The sequence below is a fragment of the Amycolatopsis sp. NPDC051903 genome (assembly GCF_044452505.1).
In the GTDB taxonomy this organism is placed as follows: domain Bacteria; phylum Actinomycetota; class Actinomycetes; order Mycobacteriales; family Pseudonocardiaceae; genus Amycolatopsis.
Genome location: NZ_JBITBT010000021.1, coordinates 53489 through 68764, shown reverse-complemented (window position 1 = coordinate 68764; position 15276 = coordinate 53489). Strand labels below are relative to the sequence as shown.

18 protein-coding genes are annotated in these 15276 nt (G+C 72.9%); 4 read left to right on the top strand and 14 right to left on the bottom strand.

Annotated features, from left to right (window positions below):
• Window positions 1-2 precede the first annotated feature (2 nt).
• Both ACIA77_RS33130 and ACIA77_RS33125 read right to left on the bottom strand, forming a co-directional pair.
• On the bottom strand, window positions 3-1406 hold the full coding sequence (locus ACIA77_RS33130) for a DUF4389 domain-containing protein (RefSeq protein WP_395889969.1): 1404 nt from the start codon (window positions 1404-1406) through the stop codon (window positions 3-5).
• Window positions 1403-1930, bottom strand: a complete 528-nt coding sequence (locus ACIA77_RS33125; protein WP_395889968.1) for a flavodoxin domain-containing protein — start codon at window positions 1928-1930, stop codon at window positions 1403-1405. Before ACIA77_RS33125 ends, ACIA77_RS33130 begins: the two co-directional genes overlap by 4 nt.
• Window positions 1931-2224: 294 nt before the next feature.
• Between ACIA77_RS33125 and ACIA77_RS33120 the strand changes: the two genes are divergently transcribed.
• Entirely contained in the window at window positions 2225-2545 is a 321-nt protein-coding gene (locus tag ACIA77_RS33120) for a hypothetical protein (RefSeq protein WP_395889967.1), read from the top strand.
• A gap of 17 nt (window positions 2546-2562) precedes the next feature.
• On the opposite strand, the gene ACIA77_RS33115 is transcribed toward ACIA77_RS33120, so the two are convergent.
• The 9 genes from ACIA77_RS33115 to ACIA77_RS33075 all read right to left on the bottom strand — a co-directional run bounded on the left by ACIA77_RS33115 (window position 2563) and on the right by ACIA77_RS33075 (window position 9441).
• Complete coding sequence (locus ACIA77_RS33115; protein ID WP_395889966.1) at window positions 2563-3084, bottom strand: flavodoxin family protein; 522 nt, start codon at window positions 3082-3084, stop codon at window positions 2563-2565.
• A gap of 13 nt (window positions 3085-3097) precedes the next feature.
• The gene (locus ACIA77_RS33110; RefSeq protein ID WP_395889965.1) at window positions 3098-3388 is read right to left on the bottom strand and encodes a dsRBD fold-containing protein; all 291 of its coding nucleotides are present in this window, start codon (window positions 3386-3388) and stop codon (window positions 3098-3100) included.
• 20 nt (window positions 3389-3408) lie between these two features.
• Window positions 3409-4005 (bottom strand): hypothetical protein, encoded by a 597-nt coding sequence (locus tag ACIA77_RS33105; RefSeq protein ID WP_395889964.1) that lies wholly within the window; start codon window positions 4003-4005, stop codon window positions 3409-3411.
• 147 nt (window positions 4006-4152) lie between these two features.
• Window positions 4153-5052 carry a universal stress protein gene (locus ACIA77_RS33100; RefSeq protein ID WP_395890057.1) on the bottom strand — a complete coding sequence of 300 codons (900 nt, stop codon included), beginning with the start codon at window positions 5050-5052 and terminating at the stop codon, window positions 4153-4155.
• A gap of 58 nt (window positions 5053-5110) precedes the next feature.
• Window positions 5111-6001, bottom strand: a complete 891-nt coding sequence (locus ACIA77_RS33095; protein ID WP_395889963.1) for a universal stress protein — start codon at window positions 5999-6001, stop codon at window positions 5111-5113.
• Between the two features lie 10 nt (window positions 6002-6011).
• Window positions 6012-6575 (bottom strand): CBS domain-containing protein, encoded by a 564-nt coding sequence (locus ACIA77_RS33090; protein WP_395889962.1) that lies wholly within the window; start codon window positions 6573-6575, stop codon window positions 6012-6014.
• Window positions 6576-6615: 40 nt separating this feature from the next.
• The gene (gene ppk2 / locus ACIA77_RS33085; protein WP_395889961.1) at window positions 6616-7482 is read right to left on the bottom strand and encodes a polyphosphate kinase 2; all 867 of its coding nucleotides are present in this window, start codon (window positions 7480-7482) and stop codon (window positions 6616-6618) included.
• Entirely contained in the window at window positions 7482-8111 is a 630-nt protein-coding gene (locus ACIA77_RS33080) for a CBS domain-containing protein (RefSeq protein ID WP_395889960.1), read from the bottom strand. Before ACIA77_RS33080 ends, ppk2 begins: the two co-directional genes overlap by 1 nt.
• Window positions 8112-8274: 163 nt before the next feature.
• Window positions 8275-9441 carry an LLM class flavin-dependent oxidoreductase gene (locus ACIA77_RS33075; protein ID WP_395889959.1) on the bottom strand — a complete coding sequence of 389 codons (1167 nt, stop codon included), beginning with the start codon at window positions 9439-9441 and terminating at the stop codon, window positions 8275-8277.
• 230 nt (window positions 9442-9671) lie between these two features.
• Here ACIA77_RS33075 and ACIA77_RS33070 point away from each other — a divergent pair, with 230 nt between their 5' ends.
• Entirely contained in the window at window positions 9672-10688 is a 1017-nt protein-coding gene (locus ACIA77_RS33070) for a helix-turn-helix domain-containing protein (protein ID WP_395889958.1), read from the top strand.
• A gap of 11 nt (window positions 10689-10699) precedes the next feature.
• Here the strand turns inward: ACIA77_RS33070 and ACIA77_RS33065 are convergent, their stop codons facing one another.
• Window positions 10700-12016, bottom strand: coding sequence for a hypothetical protein (locus ACIA77_RS33065; protein ID WP_395889957.1), 1317 nt, complete (start codon window positions 12014-12016; stop codon window positions 10700-10702).
• Window positions 12017-12220: 204 nt separating this feature from the next.
• Between ACIA77_RS33065 and ACIA77_RS33060 the strand changes: the two genes are divergently transcribed.
• A complete protein-coding gene (locus ACIA77_RS33060; protein ID WP_395889956.1) occupies window positions 12221-12550 on the top strand; it encodes a hypothetical protein in 330 nt (109 codons plus the stop codon).
• Window positions 12551-12754: 204 nt separating this feature from the next.
• Complete coding sequence (locus ACIA77_RS33055) at window positions 12755-13282, top strand: hypothetical protein (protein WP_395889955.1); 528 nt, start codon at window positions 12755-12757, stop codon at window positions 13280-13282.
• A gap of 60 nt (window positions 13283-13342) precedes the next feature.
• Here ACIA77_RS33055 and ACIA77_RS33050 read toward each other — a convergent pair whose 3' ends face one another.
• Together ACIA77_RS33050 and ACIA77_RS33045 are read right to left on the bottom strand one after the other, a co-directional pair.
• Window positions 13343-14005: a response regulator gene (locus tag ACIA77_RS33050; RefSeq protein WP_395889954.1), complete on the bottom strand. Its 663-nt coding sequence runs from the start codon at window positions 14003-14005 to the stop codon at window positions 13343-13345.
• Window positions 14002-15186 carry a sensor histidine kinase gene (locus ACIA77_RS33045; protein ID WP_395889953.1) on the bottom strand — a complete coding sequence of 395 codons (1185 nt, stop codon included), beginning with the start codon at window positions 15184-15186 and terminating at the stop codon, window positions 14002-14004. The genes ACIA77_RS33050 and ACIA77_RS33045 overlap by 4 nt, the downstream gene beginning before the upstream one ends.
• Window positions 15187-15276 lie beyond the last annotated feature (90 nt).

The following is a 15276-nucleotide window of genomic DNA, read 5'->3' as shown; positions in this document are numbered from 1 at the left end:
GCTCACCCGGCGGCGAACGACGGAGGTGCCCGCCGCGTGGCCGCGCGCGCGGACATCCAGACCAGCGCGACACCACCGGCGAAGAACAGCACACCCACCGCGAGCACGCCGGTCGCCAGCCACGGGAGCGCCGGCGCGGTCGCGCCCGCGTCGACCCGCGCGGACACCCCGCCGGAGCCGTCGGCGTTCATGACGACGACGGTCCAGCCGCCGGCCTGCGCCGGCCAGGTCACCGACTGCGTGCCGGGACCGGCCGACTCCGTCGTCCAGATCTGGGCGTCGGACGGCAGGACGGCGACGGCGCTGCCCGGGTGCAGCGTCTGCGCGCCGCGGCCCGACAGGTCCGTGACGGTCGTGTATTGCGTGCCGGCGAGGTAGTCCAGCACGCGGTCCGTGGTGCCGACCCCGACGAACACGGGCTTCGCCGGGTCGGTCGCGGTGGCGCCGATCCGCACGGTCCCGAGGAGCGCGGCGGGATCCGGCCCGGTGCCGGACAGGTCGATCGAGTCGCTCACGAGCGCCGGGCTGGAGGTGGTGAAGGCGGCGCTCCCAGTGACGTACCCGTCGGCGTCGCGCCGGCCGCGGTCGGCCCACAGCAGCGCTCCGCCGCCGGTCAGCAGGCCGGTGGAAACGAGCAGCAGCACCGCCCCGCCGACGGCCCCCGCGACCCGGGGCGGGGTCCACCCCTGCGGCGTTTCGGCGGCCGTGACCGGCCCGGCCAGCGGTGACGGCGGTGGGGGCGGCGGAGCGGGTTCCGAGCCACCCAGGTCCATGCGGAACGGCGGGTACGCGTCGGTGAGCAGCGAGACGTAAGCCGCCACGCGCAGGGTCCAGCGGTCCATGCCCAGCACGAAGTCGAAGACCGGCCGGGGGTAGCGGCCGGTGAACAGCAGCACGACGGCCGCGATGAAGACCAGGATCCCGACCAGGCCACCCGAGGCCCACCAGAACCCGCCCCAGTCGTCGCGCCCGGCGAACCAGCTGCCCCCGCCGACGAAGAAGCCCACGATGATCAGCTGCGGCAGGGCCAGCAGCCACCACTTCACGAGCACCAGTCCGCGCGAGAGCCGGTGCGGGTAGTCGATCTGCAGGCGCGCCGGGTAGCTCGGCACGTCGCCGAAGGTGAAGGGCGGGTAGCGGTCGGTGCCCAGGGCGGCGTAGCTGTAGTACTGCACGCGCCAGCTCCACCGCAGCACCCCTACGGTGTACTCGAACAGCGAGCGCGGGTAGCGGCCGGTGAAGAGGATCGCGAAGAACGCGCAGAGCCCCACGAAGGGGTAGCAGAACCAGAGCACGGCCAGCACCAGGTAGTGCGGGATCGCCAGCAGCCACTTCACGAGCCAGAGCCACCGCGACAGCGGCTCGTCCAGATCCGCCTCGACGCGGACGGGATACGGCCCGGTCATCGCCGGCTCTCCTCCCCTGCCGGGACCACGGCCAGCTCGCCCGCGATCGCGCGCGCCCAGGCGCGGATCATCGGCCAGTCGCGGTTGTCACCGTCCTGCGCCCGCAGCGCGACGACCACCGCGCGGTCGGTGAAACGCAGGTTCGCCCGTTCGACGCGGCCGCCGAAGAGCCGGTGCTCGCGCGCGCCGGTCGCCGCCAGCACGTCGGAGACGTCCACCGGATCCTCGCCCACGACGTTCCCCACGGGCCCGCTCGAGAACAGCCACACCGGAACGCGGCGCAGCTCCTCCCGGTGCTCGTGCGCGAGCCGGCGGGCGCTTTCGAGCCAGCGCCCGAAGTAGACGGCGCTGCCGAGCACAACCGCGTCATACCCCGCGAACGACGTGACGTGCCCGGCGTCGACCACCCCGACCTCCGCGGCGACACCGGTTTCGTTCAGCGCGGCCGCGGCTGTGGCGGCGATCTGCTCGGCGATTTCCCGGGTGGACCCGTGCCGGGTCGCCACCGCGACGAGAATCCTCATGGCGGACCGCCTTTCGGTCGAGTACCCCACCGTCCCAAGCCGGCGTCGCGCGCGGCAGGGCCCGAAGTCCCTTCCGGCGGGGACGAAATCGGCCCGTGCGCGGCGATTCCTGGCCACGACCGGCCGGGTCCCGTGGGTGAACTCCCCACCCGGATCCGGGTACCCGGTGAACCTCCACTCTGGACTGGACCCGTCCACTTCGGAGCGGACCAGCCGCGGCGACGGCCTCAGGTCCCGCGATCCGGAGCCGTTCGTCCCTTCTGCGCGGCGCCGCTTCCCGGGACCGTGACCGAGATGAGCGCTCGAGCCCTTCGCCGCTTCGCCGTCGCCGCACTCCTGGTGGGCACGGCGTTCCTGCTGACTTCCTGTGCGGCGGGCGCCAATCCCGCGACCGGCACCCCGCCCGACGCCGGCTTCTGGCTCGGGCTCTGGCACGGGCTGATCTGCCCGATCACCTTCCTGGTCTCGCTGTTCGACGACCACGTCGGCATCTACGAGGTGCACAACAACGGCCACCTGTACGACTTCGGTTTCGTCCTGGGCGTCGTCGTGGTCGCGGGCGCGCTCCGCGGCCGCACCTACACGCAGCGCCGCAGCGGCCGGAAGAACGGGTAGCGCTTCGGCCGGGCACCTCAGCCGGGCCCGGAGCCGGTGCGGTCGAGCCGGTGCGCGACGGTCGCGCCCCACACACGCGCCCGGGCGCTTTCGCCGTCCACCAGGCGCGTGTCGCCGCTCACCACTTCGACGAAGAAGCTCATCGGTGGCACCACCGTCGGGTGCCCGATCCGGCTCAGCATCTTGCTCGCGGATCGTGCGGCCGAGCCGGTCAGCCACCGCGGCTTGGCGAGCCGGGTGTCGAACGCGGCCGTGGTCGTACCGGGAGGCAGGACGCGGAAGTCGCCGAGCCACTCCCGCAGGCCGATTTCGTGCTGCGGGCTCCCCCGGGCCTGTTCCGCCGCCGCTTTGCGGGTCGAAGGCCGGCTCAGCCCGTGGACGTGGGTGGGTGCACCGACGACGAGCAGGTCGTAGCCGGCCAGGTCGCGCGGGGCGTCGTCCACGGGATGCACCGTCGCCGAGCCCAGTCCCTCCGCCACCGCGCGGGCGATCTCCTCGGTGTCACCGAAGAAGGACTCGTAGACGATCAGCGCGCGCATTCCGCCCGCCTCCTCAGCTTTCCAGGCGGACGTGCTTGTGGGTGACGTCCTCGATGTCTTCGGCGGCGACGTCCAGCAGCAGGTGCGCGAGCGCGCTGAGCGCCCGCGCGGTGGCGAGTTCGTCACCGATCTCCGGCACGTTGCGGTCGACCGGGTTGAGCCGCGCGGTCCCCGACGCGTCGAGCACCTCGCCGGCGCCGGTGCGCAGCCGCGCGGTGGCCGTCGTCCTGCCGTCTTCCTCGGTCAGGAACACTTCGATCCGCCACTGCTTGGTCTCCGTCGTGGTGTCCGTCCTGGTCTCCATCCCAACCTCCTGCGCGCCGCTCACGAATGCGCGTTCTTCTTCAGCTCCGCGAACCACTCCCGCTGCCACTTCCCGGCGCGGTAGCGGTTCAGCGCGAACACCGCGATCCCGTAGCCGGTGGCCAGCGCGAGGCACGCGGCCAGCCACAGCCCCACCGCGGCCGCGACCGCGTTCACCACGACGGCGGCGGCGGTCAGCGGCGGGCCGACCACCGCGCCGCCGCGGTCCACCCAGATCCGCACGGTGTCCCCTCGCCGGGTGCCCTCGTTCGCGAACACCGGCCCGACGCGCTCGGCGCCCTCGGGGGTGCGCCACGTCGCCTCGGTCGGCACCGGGCCGCCGGCGGCGCCGCTTCGGCCGTTCACGGAGACCGGCGGGCCGTCCGCGAGGAACGTGGCCGTGACGGGCCGGGCCTCGGCGAGCTCCCGCACGGACTGCTGCTTCTGCGCGGCGTAGACCTCCGACCCGGTGGCCGCCGCGAACGGGATCGCGGCCACGGCCAGCAGCACGGACGCGAGGACCAGGAACGCCTGCACCCGGTCCGTCGTCCGCGCGACGGACCCGCGCCCGGAAGCGAGCGCGCGCCACCACCGCAGCAGGCGGTTCGGCGGGTTCATCTGCCTCGCACCTCCCCGTTCCGGTGTGCGATGGCCTCAGCATCGGCCGCGCGCCGGGCGGCTCGAAGAGGCCTTGGGCCCACGCCGCCGGGTCCGCGGTCACCACCGGCCGTTACGCGCGCCGGTCCGGCGGGGACCAAAGACCCGTCATCGCTTCGGTTCGGGCCGGACCACGAGCACGGGACACGACGCGTGGTGGATCAGCGCCTGGCTCGTCGAGCCGAGCAGCATGCCGGTGAACCCGCCGCGGCCGCGGCTGCCGACCACCACGAGCTGCGCCCGGTCGGATTCGGCGAGCAGCGCGTGCCGCGGCCGGTCCCGCACGAGCGACCGGCGGACCTCGACCTCGGGGAACTTCTCCTGCCAGCCGGCGAGGCGCTGGGCCAGCAGCCGTTCTTCCGACGGCTCGAGCGTCGCGGGCTGCGGCATCAGCCGGGCCGTGCTGTCGGCGCAGTCGTAGGTGACGTCGTCCCCCGCGTGCACCGCCACCAGCGGGACGCCGCGGAACCCGGCTTCGTCGAACGCCACCTCGATGGCGGCTTCGCTGTTCGGGGTGCCGTCCACGCCGACCACGACGGGGCCCTCCAGCGGAACCGGCCCGTCGCCGTGCCGTCCGCGCACGACGGCGACCGGGCAGGCGGCCTGGCTCGCGACGGCGGCGGCCGTCGCGCCGACCAGCATGCCCACGAAGCCGCCGGTGCCCGTGCGGCCGACCACGATCAGCCGGACGCTGCGCGACCGGTCGAGCAGGCCGGCGGAGGCGGCGTCACTGCGCACGTCGGTGCGGACCGTGAGCGCCGCGTCGACGGCGAAGGCCCGCTCCGCCGCGGCGCCGACGATGCGGTCGCCTTCGAGCCGGAGCTGTTCGAACAGCACGTCGCTGCCGGCCAGGCCGCCGCCGTAGTACAGCGAATCCGCCTGCAGGCAGTGCACGAGTTCCAGGTCGAGCCCCCGGCCCGACGCGAGCCGCGCGGCCCAGCAGACCGCGTCGGCGGAGCCCGCCGAACCGTCGACTCCCACCACCACGGTGTTGCTCGTCGTCATGATCCCCAGTCCTTTCCGGACGGTCCCGTTTTCCCCGGCGCGGCTCGCCGGGCCCGGGCGCTCACGAGCGGCTCCCCTGCCGCACGACCGCGACCGGGCACGCGGAGTGCACCAGCAGTGCCTGGCTGGTCGACCCGAGCAGCATCCCGGTGAACCCACCCCGGCCGCGGCTGCCGACCACCACGAGCTGGGCGCCCTCACCGCGCTCCAGCAACGTCCGCACCGGCCGCCCGTGCACGACCTCGACCTCGATCGCCAGCTCGGGGAACTTGTCCCGCCACGGAGCGAGCTGCTCGTCCACGAGCCGGCGTTCGGCGGCGACGTCCGCCGCGGAACCGGCGAGCCGCAGCCGCCCTTCGGGGGTGATCTCGTTCCAGGTGTGCACCGCGAGGAGCGTGGTGCCGCGCGCGGCGGCTTCCTCGCACGCGTAGCCGAGCGCGTCGGTGCTGTCCGGCGAACCGTCCAGCCCGACGAGGACCGGCCCGGCCACCGCGGGCACGTCGTCGGGCCGGCGGCCGCGCACCACGACCACCGGGCACCGCGCGTGGGCCACGAGCGAGACCGCGGTCGAGCCGACCAGCAGCCCCGTGAACCCGCCCAGCCCGCGCGAGCCGAGCACCACGACTTCGGCGGTGGCGCTCTCGCGCAGGAGGACCCCGACCGGACTGCCTTCCACGACGATCCGGTCGATCCGCAGCGACGGCCACTGCGCCAGCACCGCGGCCGAAGCCTCGTCGACCCACGACTCGGCCCGCGACCGGAACCCCTCCCGCACGGCGGTCACCGGGATCCGCGAAACACCCGGCGCCGGCACCACGAAGGCGTGGACGAGTCTCAGCACCGCGTCCCGCCGCGCCGCCACCGCCGCGGCCCACACCGCGGCGTGCAGAGCCGAAGCCGAACCGTCGACCCCGGCCAGCACCACGCGGTCCTCACGCGCCGACCCGTGCATCACGCCTCCTCTACGTCAGTTCCACCTCGGTGACACCCCCGACGGTCTTCGCCAGAGCCGTGACGAGCCGGCGTTCGGCCTCGTCGGCGAACGTCCCCCGGACCGTCACCCGGCCGCCCGCGACGGACACCGACCACAGATCGCGGTGTCCCGTGTAGTCGCTGAACAGGCTGCGCACCTGCGACGCGATGGTGTCGTCGTGGCACACCAGCGACCGCAGCAGGTCGCGCCGGCTCACGATCCCGGCGAGCCGGCCGTCGTCGACCACCGGGACGCTGCGCAGGCGGTCGACGAGCATGCGGGCGGCGATGTCGCTGACGTCGGTGTCGAGCTCGGCGACCTCGACCGGCTTGGTCATCGTGGAGTGCACGAGCTGGTCCGGGCCCACCGGTTCGCCCGTCAGCACGCCGGCCAGCGCGTCCGCCTCGGTGAACAGGCCGATTACCCGGTTGTCCTCGTCGACCACGGGCAAGGCGGCGATGCAGTGCTCCGTGAGCAGGGCGATCGCCTCCCGCACCGGGGTCGCGAACCCGACCCGGACGACCGGACGGGTCATGATTTCTCGTGCGCGCACGGCTCCTCCTGGTGTCTCAGCCGACGTGTCCCACCGTCGCTCAGCCGCGCCGGGCGTGGTCAGGGGCCGAGGTCCCGTCCGGGTGGGACGAAAGAGCCTTCGTCAGGGTGGCCGCGTGGTCGGGCACCTCGCGCTGCAGCCGCCGGTCGGTGCGCTCGTACCCGGCGTCGCGCGGCCGGGGCGGCACGCTGACGGCTTCGCGCGGCACCTCGTAGTAGGGCACGCTCTCCAGCAGGTGCGCGATCATGTTGATCCGCCCGCGGCGCTTCTGGTCGCTGTCGACGACGTTCCACGGCGCCTCGGGGATGTCGGTGTGCACGAACATGTCGTCCTTCGCCCGGGAGTAGTCGTCCCAGCGCGTCACCGACTCCAGATCCACTGTGGACAGTTTCCAGCGGCGCAGCGGGTCCTCGATGCGCGCGCGGAACCGGCGTTCCTGCTCGTCGCGGCTGACCGAGAACCAGTACTTGCGCAACAGGATGCCGTCGCCCACGAGCAGGCGCTCGAAGATCGGGCACTGCTGCAGGAACCGGCGGTACTCGTCGGGGGTGCAGAACCCGAGGACCCGTTCCACGCCGGCGCGGTTGTACCAGCTGCGGTCGAACAGCACGACCTCGCCGGCGGCGGGCAGCAGGTCCACGTACCGCTGGAAGTACCACTGCGTGCGCTCGCGCTCGGTCGGTTTCGGCAGGGCCTCGATCCGCACGACACGCGGGTTGAGGTGCTCGGTGACCCGCTTGATCGTGCTGCCCTTCCCCGCGGCGTCGCGGCCCTCGAACACGACCACGATCCGGGCGCCCTCGGCGCGCACCCACTCCTGCAGCTTCACCAGCTCGATCTGCAGCCGCGCGAGTTCCCGCTCGTACACGGCGCGCGGGAGCCGTCCCGCGGCGTTCTTGCCGGTCATCAGGCGACGTCGTCCCACACGAAGTCGAGGCCGTTGCGGACCTCGATCACACCGGGCACCGCTTCGACCAGGCGGGTCACGGCCGCGATCTCGCTGCGCCGTTCGACCCGGCCCGCCACGGTCACGACCCCGTCGTGGACCATCGCGCGCGCCCGTTCCGGGCCCAGCTGCAGCGCCTTCCACAGCAGCGTGGTCACCTCGTGGTCGATGTCGATGTCCGGGCGCGAGAACATCCCGATGAGATCGCGGCGGGCGACGACACCCACCGGTCGCCCGTCCGCGACGACGAACAGCCGCCGCAGCCCGGTTTCGGTGAACCGGGCCGCCACGTCGCAGACCGGTTCCCCGGCCGCCACGGTCCGCGCCGGGCTCGACATCACGTCCTTGGCCGTGCGCGGCGGCGCCGTGGCACGCTGCCACCAGTGGCGGCGACGGTCTTCGCGCAGCAGCCGCACGAGGTCGAACTCGGACACCACGCCGGCGATCAGGCCCCGGCGATCGACCACCGCCACCGCGCTGATCCCGCGGCGGGTGAGGGTTTCCGCGATCTCCTTGACCGGCGTGTCCAGCCGCGCGCAGACCGGCTTCGGCGTCATCACCGCGGCGACGGGTGTCGTGCTCGTGTTCATCGGGCCCTCCACTCCCGCGATTCACACTGCCCACCCGTCAGCCAACCGCGCGAGAGCCGCCGGGCGCGCCGGTCACAAGGCACCGCGGCGAGGGACCAACGTCACCCGCGCGCGGCGAAGCGGGGGCCGAGCCCCTGCTCGACCCCCGCTTCGCCGCCGGCCGCTACGCCGGCTGGGCGTTCTTCTCCGCCGCGTGGCGCGCCTTGGCCTCCTCCAGCGCCTGGCCCTGGCGCTGGTGCAGCTCGGTGCGCAGCTTCCTGGCCTGCGCCTCCGTGGCGGCGAGGCGGTCCAGCCGCTGCTGGAAGTGCGGCGCGACGGCCTCGGCGAACAGCTCGTAGTGCCGGGCCGTGGCGGCCGGGTTCGTCCACTCGTGCGCCATCATCAAGTAGGCGCCGAACCCGCCCTTGGACTGCTCGTCGAGCAGGCTGATCTGGCGGATCGCGTCCTCCGGCGTGCCGATGACGCCGATGCCGCTCTCGTTGATCCAGTCGACCCGCTCGGTGAACGTCGCCCCGCCGGGCTCGAAGTGCGGGACGGCGGCGACGTGCTGCAGGTAGTTGCACCAGTCGTCGAGGCCGTGCTCGACCTCGGCGTAGGCCTGTTCCTTCGTCTCGGCCAGGTGCATCGGGCCGACCAGGCGCCACCCGCCGCGATCCATCGTGGTGCCGAACTGCGCGGCGCGTTCCTCGGCGACGTCCCAGTGCTGGGCCAGCAGGTCGAGGTCCCCGGTCATCGTCGCGCCGATCGACAGCAGGCTCAGCCCGTGCTTGCCCGCGATCCGCGGCCCCGACGGCGAGGCGATCGCGGCGACCCCGACCTCCAGCCCGCCCTGGGTGTACGGGCGGAGCTGGCACAACGCCTCGCGCAGCTCGTAGCGGTCGGTCTTGATCGTCACCGGCTCCGCGCCGTTGAGCAGCCGCATCAGGACGTCGGTGTCCTCTTCCAGCGCGCCCCGCTGGCTGAGGGGGTCGAGCCCGATCATCGACGCGTCCGTCGGCAGCGAGCCCGGCCCGAGGCCGAGCATGAACCGGCCGCGGGTCAGGTGGTCGAGCAGGATCGCGCGGTCGGCCACCCACAGCGGGTTGTGGTAGGGCAGCGAGAGCACACCCGTGCCGAGCTTGATGGACTTGGTCTGGGCCGCGACGTGGGCGATGAAGATCTCGGGGCTCGCGATGAGCTCGACGCCGCACGAGTGGTGCTCGCCGATCCACGCTTCGTCGTAGCCCAGCCGGTCGAGCAGCTTGATCGTCTCGAGGTCGCGAGCCAGTGCCGCCACCGGGCTCTTCACGGGTGAGGCGTGGAACGGGGCCATGAAGACGCCGAAACGCATGAGCAGTCCTCCTTGACTGGGCTGACCGGGCCTGACCGGGCCTGACCGGGCCGGACGGGCGGCCGGGTGATCGCTTCGGCGACGGTAACGCCGGTGCACCGCGTCGCGTGGCGCCCGACGCGGAACCGTTCAAAAGATGAACACCCCGCCGAACGGGGGCTGGCACCGCCGCGTGCGGGTCCTGCACACTCGGGGTTCCCCGGCGACGACGCCCGGAGAGGAGCCGCCCGGTGCCATCCTCGGACGTCTGGCAGCAGTTCCTCGAAGCCGATCGCCGCGGGCTCGCGCGCCCCGAGATCGAGGAGTCGTGGCTGCGCTCGCGCCGGTCCGGGGTCGATCCCGAACGCCTCGACCTCGACGCCGCCGACTACGACCCCGAGGCGCTGCTGGTGGCCGTCGGCAGCCGGATCATCCCCGGCACCGCGGATCTGCTCGTCGGCGACGCCGCGTCGGTGGCGCTGGTGGATCCGCGCGGCACCCTGACCTGGCGCTGGGAATCCGACCCCGCGCTCCGCGGCGACCTGCAGCGGGTCGAAGTCGAACCCGGCCACCGCTACGTCGAAGACGGCGTGGGCACCTGCGGCGTCGGGCTCTCCATGGCCGTGCGGTCCGCCTCCATGGTGGTCGGCGCGGAGCACTTCAAACAGGCCTGGCACCCGTACACGTGCGCCACCGCGCCCATCGTCGACCCGGTCACCCGCTTGCTCCTGGGGTCGGTCAACGTGTGCTGCCGCGCCGAGCACACGAATCGCTTCGTGATGGCCGCCGTCATCGCCTTCGCCGAACGCCTGCGGTCCGCCCTGCGCGACGCGGCCACGCCCCGCCAGCGCCGCCTCGTCGACGCCCACATGACGTTCCGCTCACTCCCCGGCACCACGGTGCTGACCCTCGACAACGAGATCCTGATCAGCGACACGGGTCCGTCGACGGGTCTGCCGGACCGCGCGACGCTGTGGGCGGCCTTGCGCGAGGCCGGCCCGTCGGCCACCGAACTGGCCCTGCCGGACGGCCGCGTCGCCACCGTCCGGCCCATCACGCCCGGGCGCTTCGAGGACGGGTGTGTGCTGCTGTTCAAGACTTCCTCGCTGTCGGACCGGGAGAACCCGCTGGAGAACGCGGAAGCGGAGATCATCCGGGAAGTGCTCGCCGCGTGCCGCGGGAACAAGACGGCCGCGGCGTCGCGCCTGGGGATGTCACGGGGCACGTTGTACAAGCGGATCCGCCGGTACGGTCTGGACGAGGACTGACTTTCCGGGCGCTAATCCGCGTCGTGCTCCAGCTCCTCGACCGCCTGGTCGGTAGCCCGCCGGCCGTAGACGTGCACCAGCGACAGGTAGAACAGCACCGGAGCGGCCGGAGCCCACGCGTCGCGGCGATCGGGGCGCAGCAGGTAGGCGATCGTCGATCGCGGGTCGAACTCGACGAAGTCGAAACCCCGGTGTTCCCAGGCGTCCTGGACGCCGCGGCCGAGGTTCTGCTCGAACCGGCGCCGGGTCATCCTGCCCAGCGTCGCCAGGAAAAAGCAGCACCACTGGGAGTTCTCGGTGACCACCGCGAACGCGAGCAGCTCGAGGTCGTACTGGTCGGGCCGCAGCTGCAACTCCTCGGTCAGCCCGCGTTCGGCGGCCCGGAACAGGTTGGGCGGACGGTCGCCGGAAGCGTCTAGTTTCCGTTGCAGCCCTTCGTTGGCCGAGGAGTTCCACTCGTCTCCCCCGACCCCGACCCGGTCACTGCGCCGCGCGACGACGAGCCACCCGTCCGCGGTGACGACGGCGACGTTGAGGCCGAAGCTGGAGCGCATGAAATCGGGCGTCTCCAAAGGATCGCGCGCGTCGAGGTAGAGACTGCGCAGGGTGTTCCCGCCCGGCAGCGGCTTGTCGAGCTGCTGCGTCGCGATGAAGGTGAAGTAGTCGGAGTACTTCAGGTGAAGCGTGACCTCGGGCAGTTCCTCTTCCCCGTGGCGGGTCACCACGAAGTCGTGGACGGCGAACCGCGGTCCGGCCCAGTGGTACTCCAATCCCGATTCCTTGCGGGCGTTCTGCTCCCTCAGCACCTCTTCTCGGAGGAACGCGACGGGTGGCGGCACCGAGACCTGCACCGGAGTCACGATGACGCGCACGTCGTCTTCGGCGATCGCCCGTTCGCCGTTTCCCTCCAGCAGCCGGCAGCTCGTGGTGAGCGGCCCGATCGAGAACCCGGGGAACACCGCCCGCTCGGGGAACCGGCCGCGGGCCCGGTGGTAGCTCTCCCGCCAGCGCACGACCTGCCGTTCGAGGGTTTCCGCCGCCGGGTACGCGGTTCTCAGCAGCGCGCGGATGACGTCGAAGAGCAGCGTCTCGTTGTAGCGCCGGGGGTTGGGCCGGAAGATCTCGCGCGCGGTCCCGTACGCGCACTTGGCCGACGCCGGTGCGACGCCGCGCAGCCGCATCTCGGTCTCGACCAGTGCCGGCAAGGCGCGCAGCCGCACCGCCGACCACGCCCGCAGGGCTTGCAACCGCGTGGCGAACTCGGGTAGAGATGCGGGCTGTCCGGGTGCGGGGGGTTCGCCGAACGGCGCCGGGCGAGCGGTCGTCACAGTCGAGCCTCCTCGTCGGCGCCGGCGCGGCGCGTGCCGTCCACCATGATGCCCGACGCCCGCGCAGGCTCCCGACCAGCGCTGATCGGATTTGGTGGGAAATTTTGCCGCCACCGGGAGCGCACGAGGATCGTGTTAAACCTCAGCCGGGAACCCCCCGCGAACCGCCGGGGTACCGCTGTCCGGAATCGATCGGGGTGGATGATGAACGACCTCAGTGTGACACCCGCGCAGTTGTGCGCCGGCGTCGGAATTCTGCTCGTGCTGCTGTGGGTCCGGCGCGCCGGCGCCCGCCGGGAGCGGGCCGCCGCCGAAGCCGCCCGCGGCGACGCCCGGCTGGCGTCGCTGACCGGCCGGGTGGTGGTCACCGCCGGTGTCGTCGTGGCCGTCCAGTGGGTGGTGATCGCCCGGACCGACAGCGACTGGCTGCTGTTCGCGGCACTCGGGCTGCCCGCGTTGTTCGCGGCCCACGCGCTGACCCGGGCCACGACGGTGACCGCCGTCGACCCGTCGCGCCGCGGCGATCGCGGCTGATCCGCGTGAACCGGATCACCGGTGACACAACGGAATCCGGCGCCGAAACCGGCCCGGATCCCGCCATGATCCAGTTCACCGTGGACAGTCCACAGTAGACATCAAGCTGTGATCTGCGTCCCCCGCGGGGTTACCGCGTGAACCGGGAACCGGGGCGCGTCGTGGATTCGGGTGAGGGGCACTCGAACGACAAGGACGAACAGCATGAAACACCTCAAGCTTCTCGCCGTCGCCGGCGCCGCGGCCGCCGCACTGACCGGCTTGGCCGCGTGCAGCAGCGGGGCTTCGACCGCCTCGGCTCCCCCACCGGCCGCGACCCAGGCACCCGCCTCGGCGGCGGCCGCGCCCGCGATGCTGGGCGAGGCGAACACCCCGCTGGGCACCGTTCTGACCAACGCCAAGGGATTCACGCTCTACACCTTCGACGAGGACAAGAACGGCAGGTCCGCCTGCACCGACAACGGCTGCAAATCCCTGTGGCCACCGGTCGTCGGCAAGGCGCGAGCGGCCAACGCGGTCAGCTTGCCCGGGCAGCTCGGCACCATCAGCCGGTCCGACGGGATCGAGCAGGCGACGTACAACGGCAAACCGGTCTACACCTTCTCGCAGGACACCGCTCCCGGGCAGACGAAGGGCGACGGTGTCATGGGCACGTGGCACGCGCTCGTGATCACGGGCGGGTCCGTCCCGCCGGTCACCGGGAGCGGCACGGCCTCCACCGGCGGCTACTGACCGCCACCCGGCACCTCCGGCCCGGGTGTGCGCATCGGGGCCACGCCCGGCTGCCGCGGGTCACGGCGTGCCCGGCGTGACCAGACCGGATTCGTACGCGGCGATGACCAGCTGGGCCCGGTCGTGGGCGTCGAGCTTGGTCATGATGCGGGCGATGTGGGTTTTCGCCGTCAGCGGACTGACGTGCAGCTCGCGGGCGAGGTCGTCGTTGGAACGCCCGCGGGCCACGAGGCCGAGCACTTCCCGTTCGCGGCCGGTGAGCGAATCGATGCGGTAGGCACCGGGCTGAGGCAACGGCCGGGCCGCGATGTCGGCGATGAGGCGGCGGGTGATGCGCGGCGCGAGCAACGCTTCGCCGGCCGCGACGACCCGGACGGCCTGGACCAGATCGGCCGGATCGGTGTCCTTGACGAGGAATCCCGACGCTCCGGCGCGCAGCGCCCGGTAGACGTATTCGTCGGCTTCGTACGTGGTGAGGATGAGGACGCGCACGCCGGCCAGGTCCTCGTCACCGGCGATGCGGCGGGTGGCTTCGAGACCGTCGACGCCGGGCATGCGGATGTCCATGAGGACGACGTCGGCGCGATCGCGCGCGGCGAGGCGCACGGCTTCGGCACCGTCGGCGGCTTCGCCGACGACCTCGATGTCGTCGGTGGCGTCGAGGAGCATCCGGAATCCGGCGCGGATGAGGGCCTGGTCGTCGGCGAGCAGGACACGGATCACGAGGCCTCCCAGGGCAGGCGGGCGTGGACGCGGAACCCGCCGCAGGCGCCGGGACCGGTGGTCAGCGTGCCGCCCGCCGCGGTGGCGCGTTCGGTCATGCCGCGGATGCCGTGTCCGGCACCGGGATCCGCGGACGGACCGGGGCCGGTGTCGGTGACGTCGAGGTCGAGGTGGCCGCCGGCGTAGGCGAGCGTGACGGTCGCGGTGGCCGGGGCGGCGTGGCGCAGCGCGTTGGTGAGGGACTCCTGGATGATCCGGTACGCGGCGACGTCGACGGGTGCGGGCAACGGCCGCTCGGCACCGGTGGTGTGGACGACCGTCGGCAAACCGGCGGCGGTCATGGTCGCCACGAGCGACCCGAGCGCGTGCAGACCGGGCACCGGCTGGGTGGGTTCGTCCTGGTCGACCTGGCGGAGCACGGCGAGGATCGCGCGCAGCTCGCCGAGCCCGCGTTTGCTCGCGTCCTTGATCTCGGCGAGCGCCCGGGTGACCGGTTCGGGCAGGCCCGGGTGGGCGTAGGCGGCGGCGCCGGCCTGGACGTTGATGGTCGACATCGTGTGGGCGACGACGTCGTGCAGTTCGCGCGCGATGCGCAGGCGCTCCGCGTCGACCTGGCGGCGGGCTTCTTCGTCCCGGGTGCGTTCGGCGAGCTCCGCACGGGCCTGCAGCGCCGTCAGCCGGCCGCGGCGGTTGGCGACCGCGATCCCGCTGACGACGGCGAGCCCGGCCGTCACCGGGAACACCGGGAACGTGCCGCCGAACGTGCCCAGCGGGTTGACCACCGCGGTGAGCACGCCGAGCGGGACGACGGTGGCGACGCCGGCCAGGATCGCGTCGCGCACCGGCGAAAGCACGGCGACGGTGAAGAGCGCGACGAGCGGGGCCAGCAGCGCCGCACCGTTGACGTAACCCAGCGCCGTGTAGATCCCGACGCCCGTGAGGGAGACGCCCAGAACCGGCCAGGGGCGGCTGCGCCGCCAGGCGAGCGCGAGCGTGGCAGCGGCGACGAACAGGGCGGCCCACCACGGCGGGACGGGCACGGGATGGCCTTGGTACACCTGGTCGTCGGGCTGGATCGGGTACGCCTCGCCGAGGGAACCACCGACAGTGAGCAGCAGCATCAGCACCACGAACAGCGCGTTCCGGAGTCTCCGGGTGCCGGCGCGGGCGGATTCGGCCATGACCAGCAGCGTACGGAGCCCAAGCCCCCGCAGCGTCCCCCGCGCGGGGACCGCCGCCGTACACCAGCCGGAGTACGCCACGCTCCGCGT

Bases quoted from the DNA above. Each gene is read 5' to 3' on its own strand.
- ACIA77_RS33130 (WP_395889969.1), bottom strand. From the start codon at position 1,406: ATGACCGGGCCGTATCCCGTCCGCGTCGAGGCGGATCTGGACGAGCCG.
- ACIA77_RS33125 (WP_395889968.1), bottom strand. From the start codon at position 1,930: ATGAGGATTCTCGTCGCGGTGGCGACCCGGCACGGGTCCACCCGGGAA.
- ACIA77_RS33120 (WP_395889967.1), top strand. From the start codon at position 2,225: ATGAGCGCTCGAGCCCTTCGCCGCTTCGCCGTCGCCGCACTCCTGGTG.
- ACIA77_RS33115 (WP_395889966.1), bottom strand. From the start codon at position 3,084: ATGCGCGCGCTGATCGTCTACGAGTCCTTCTTCGGTGACACCGAGGAG.
- ACIA77_RS33110 (WP_395889965.1), bottom strand. From the start codon at position 3,388: ATGGAGACCAGGACGGACACCACGACGGAGACCAAGCAGTGGCGGATC.
- ACIA77_RS33105 (WP_395889964.1), bottom strand. From the start codon at position 4,005: ATGAACCCGCCGAACCGCCTGCTGCGGTGGTGGCGCGCGCTCGCTTCC.
- ACIA77_RS33095 (WP_395889963.1), bottom strand. From the start codon at position 6,001: ATGCACGGGTCGGCGCGTGAGGACCGCGTGGTGCTGGCCGGGGTCGAC.
- ppk2 (WP_395889961.1), bottom strand. From the start codon at position 7,482: ATGACCGGCAAGAACGCCGCGGGACGGCTCCCGCGCGCCGTGTACGAG.
- ACIA77_RS33080 (WP_395889960.1), bottom strand. From the start codon at position 8,111: ATGAACACGAGCACGACACCCGTCGCCGCGGTGATGACGCCGAAGCCG.
- ACIA77_RS33075 (WP_395889959.1), bottom strand. From the start codon at position 9,441: ATGCGTTTCGGCGTCTTCATGGCCCCGTTCCACGCCTCACCCGTGAAG.
- ACIA77_RS33060 (WP_395889956.1), top strand. From the start codon at position 12,221: ATGAACGACCTCAGTGTGACACCCGCGCAGTTGTGCGCCGGCGTCGGA.
- ACIA77_RS33055 (WP_395889955.1), top strand. From the start codon at position 12,755: ATGAAACACCTCAAGCTTCTCGCCGTCGCCGGCGCCGCGGCCGCCGCA.
- ACIA77_RS33045 (WP_395889953.1), bottom strand. From the start codon at position 15,186: ATGGCCGAATCCGCCCGCGCCGGCACCCGGAGACTCCGGAACGCGCTG.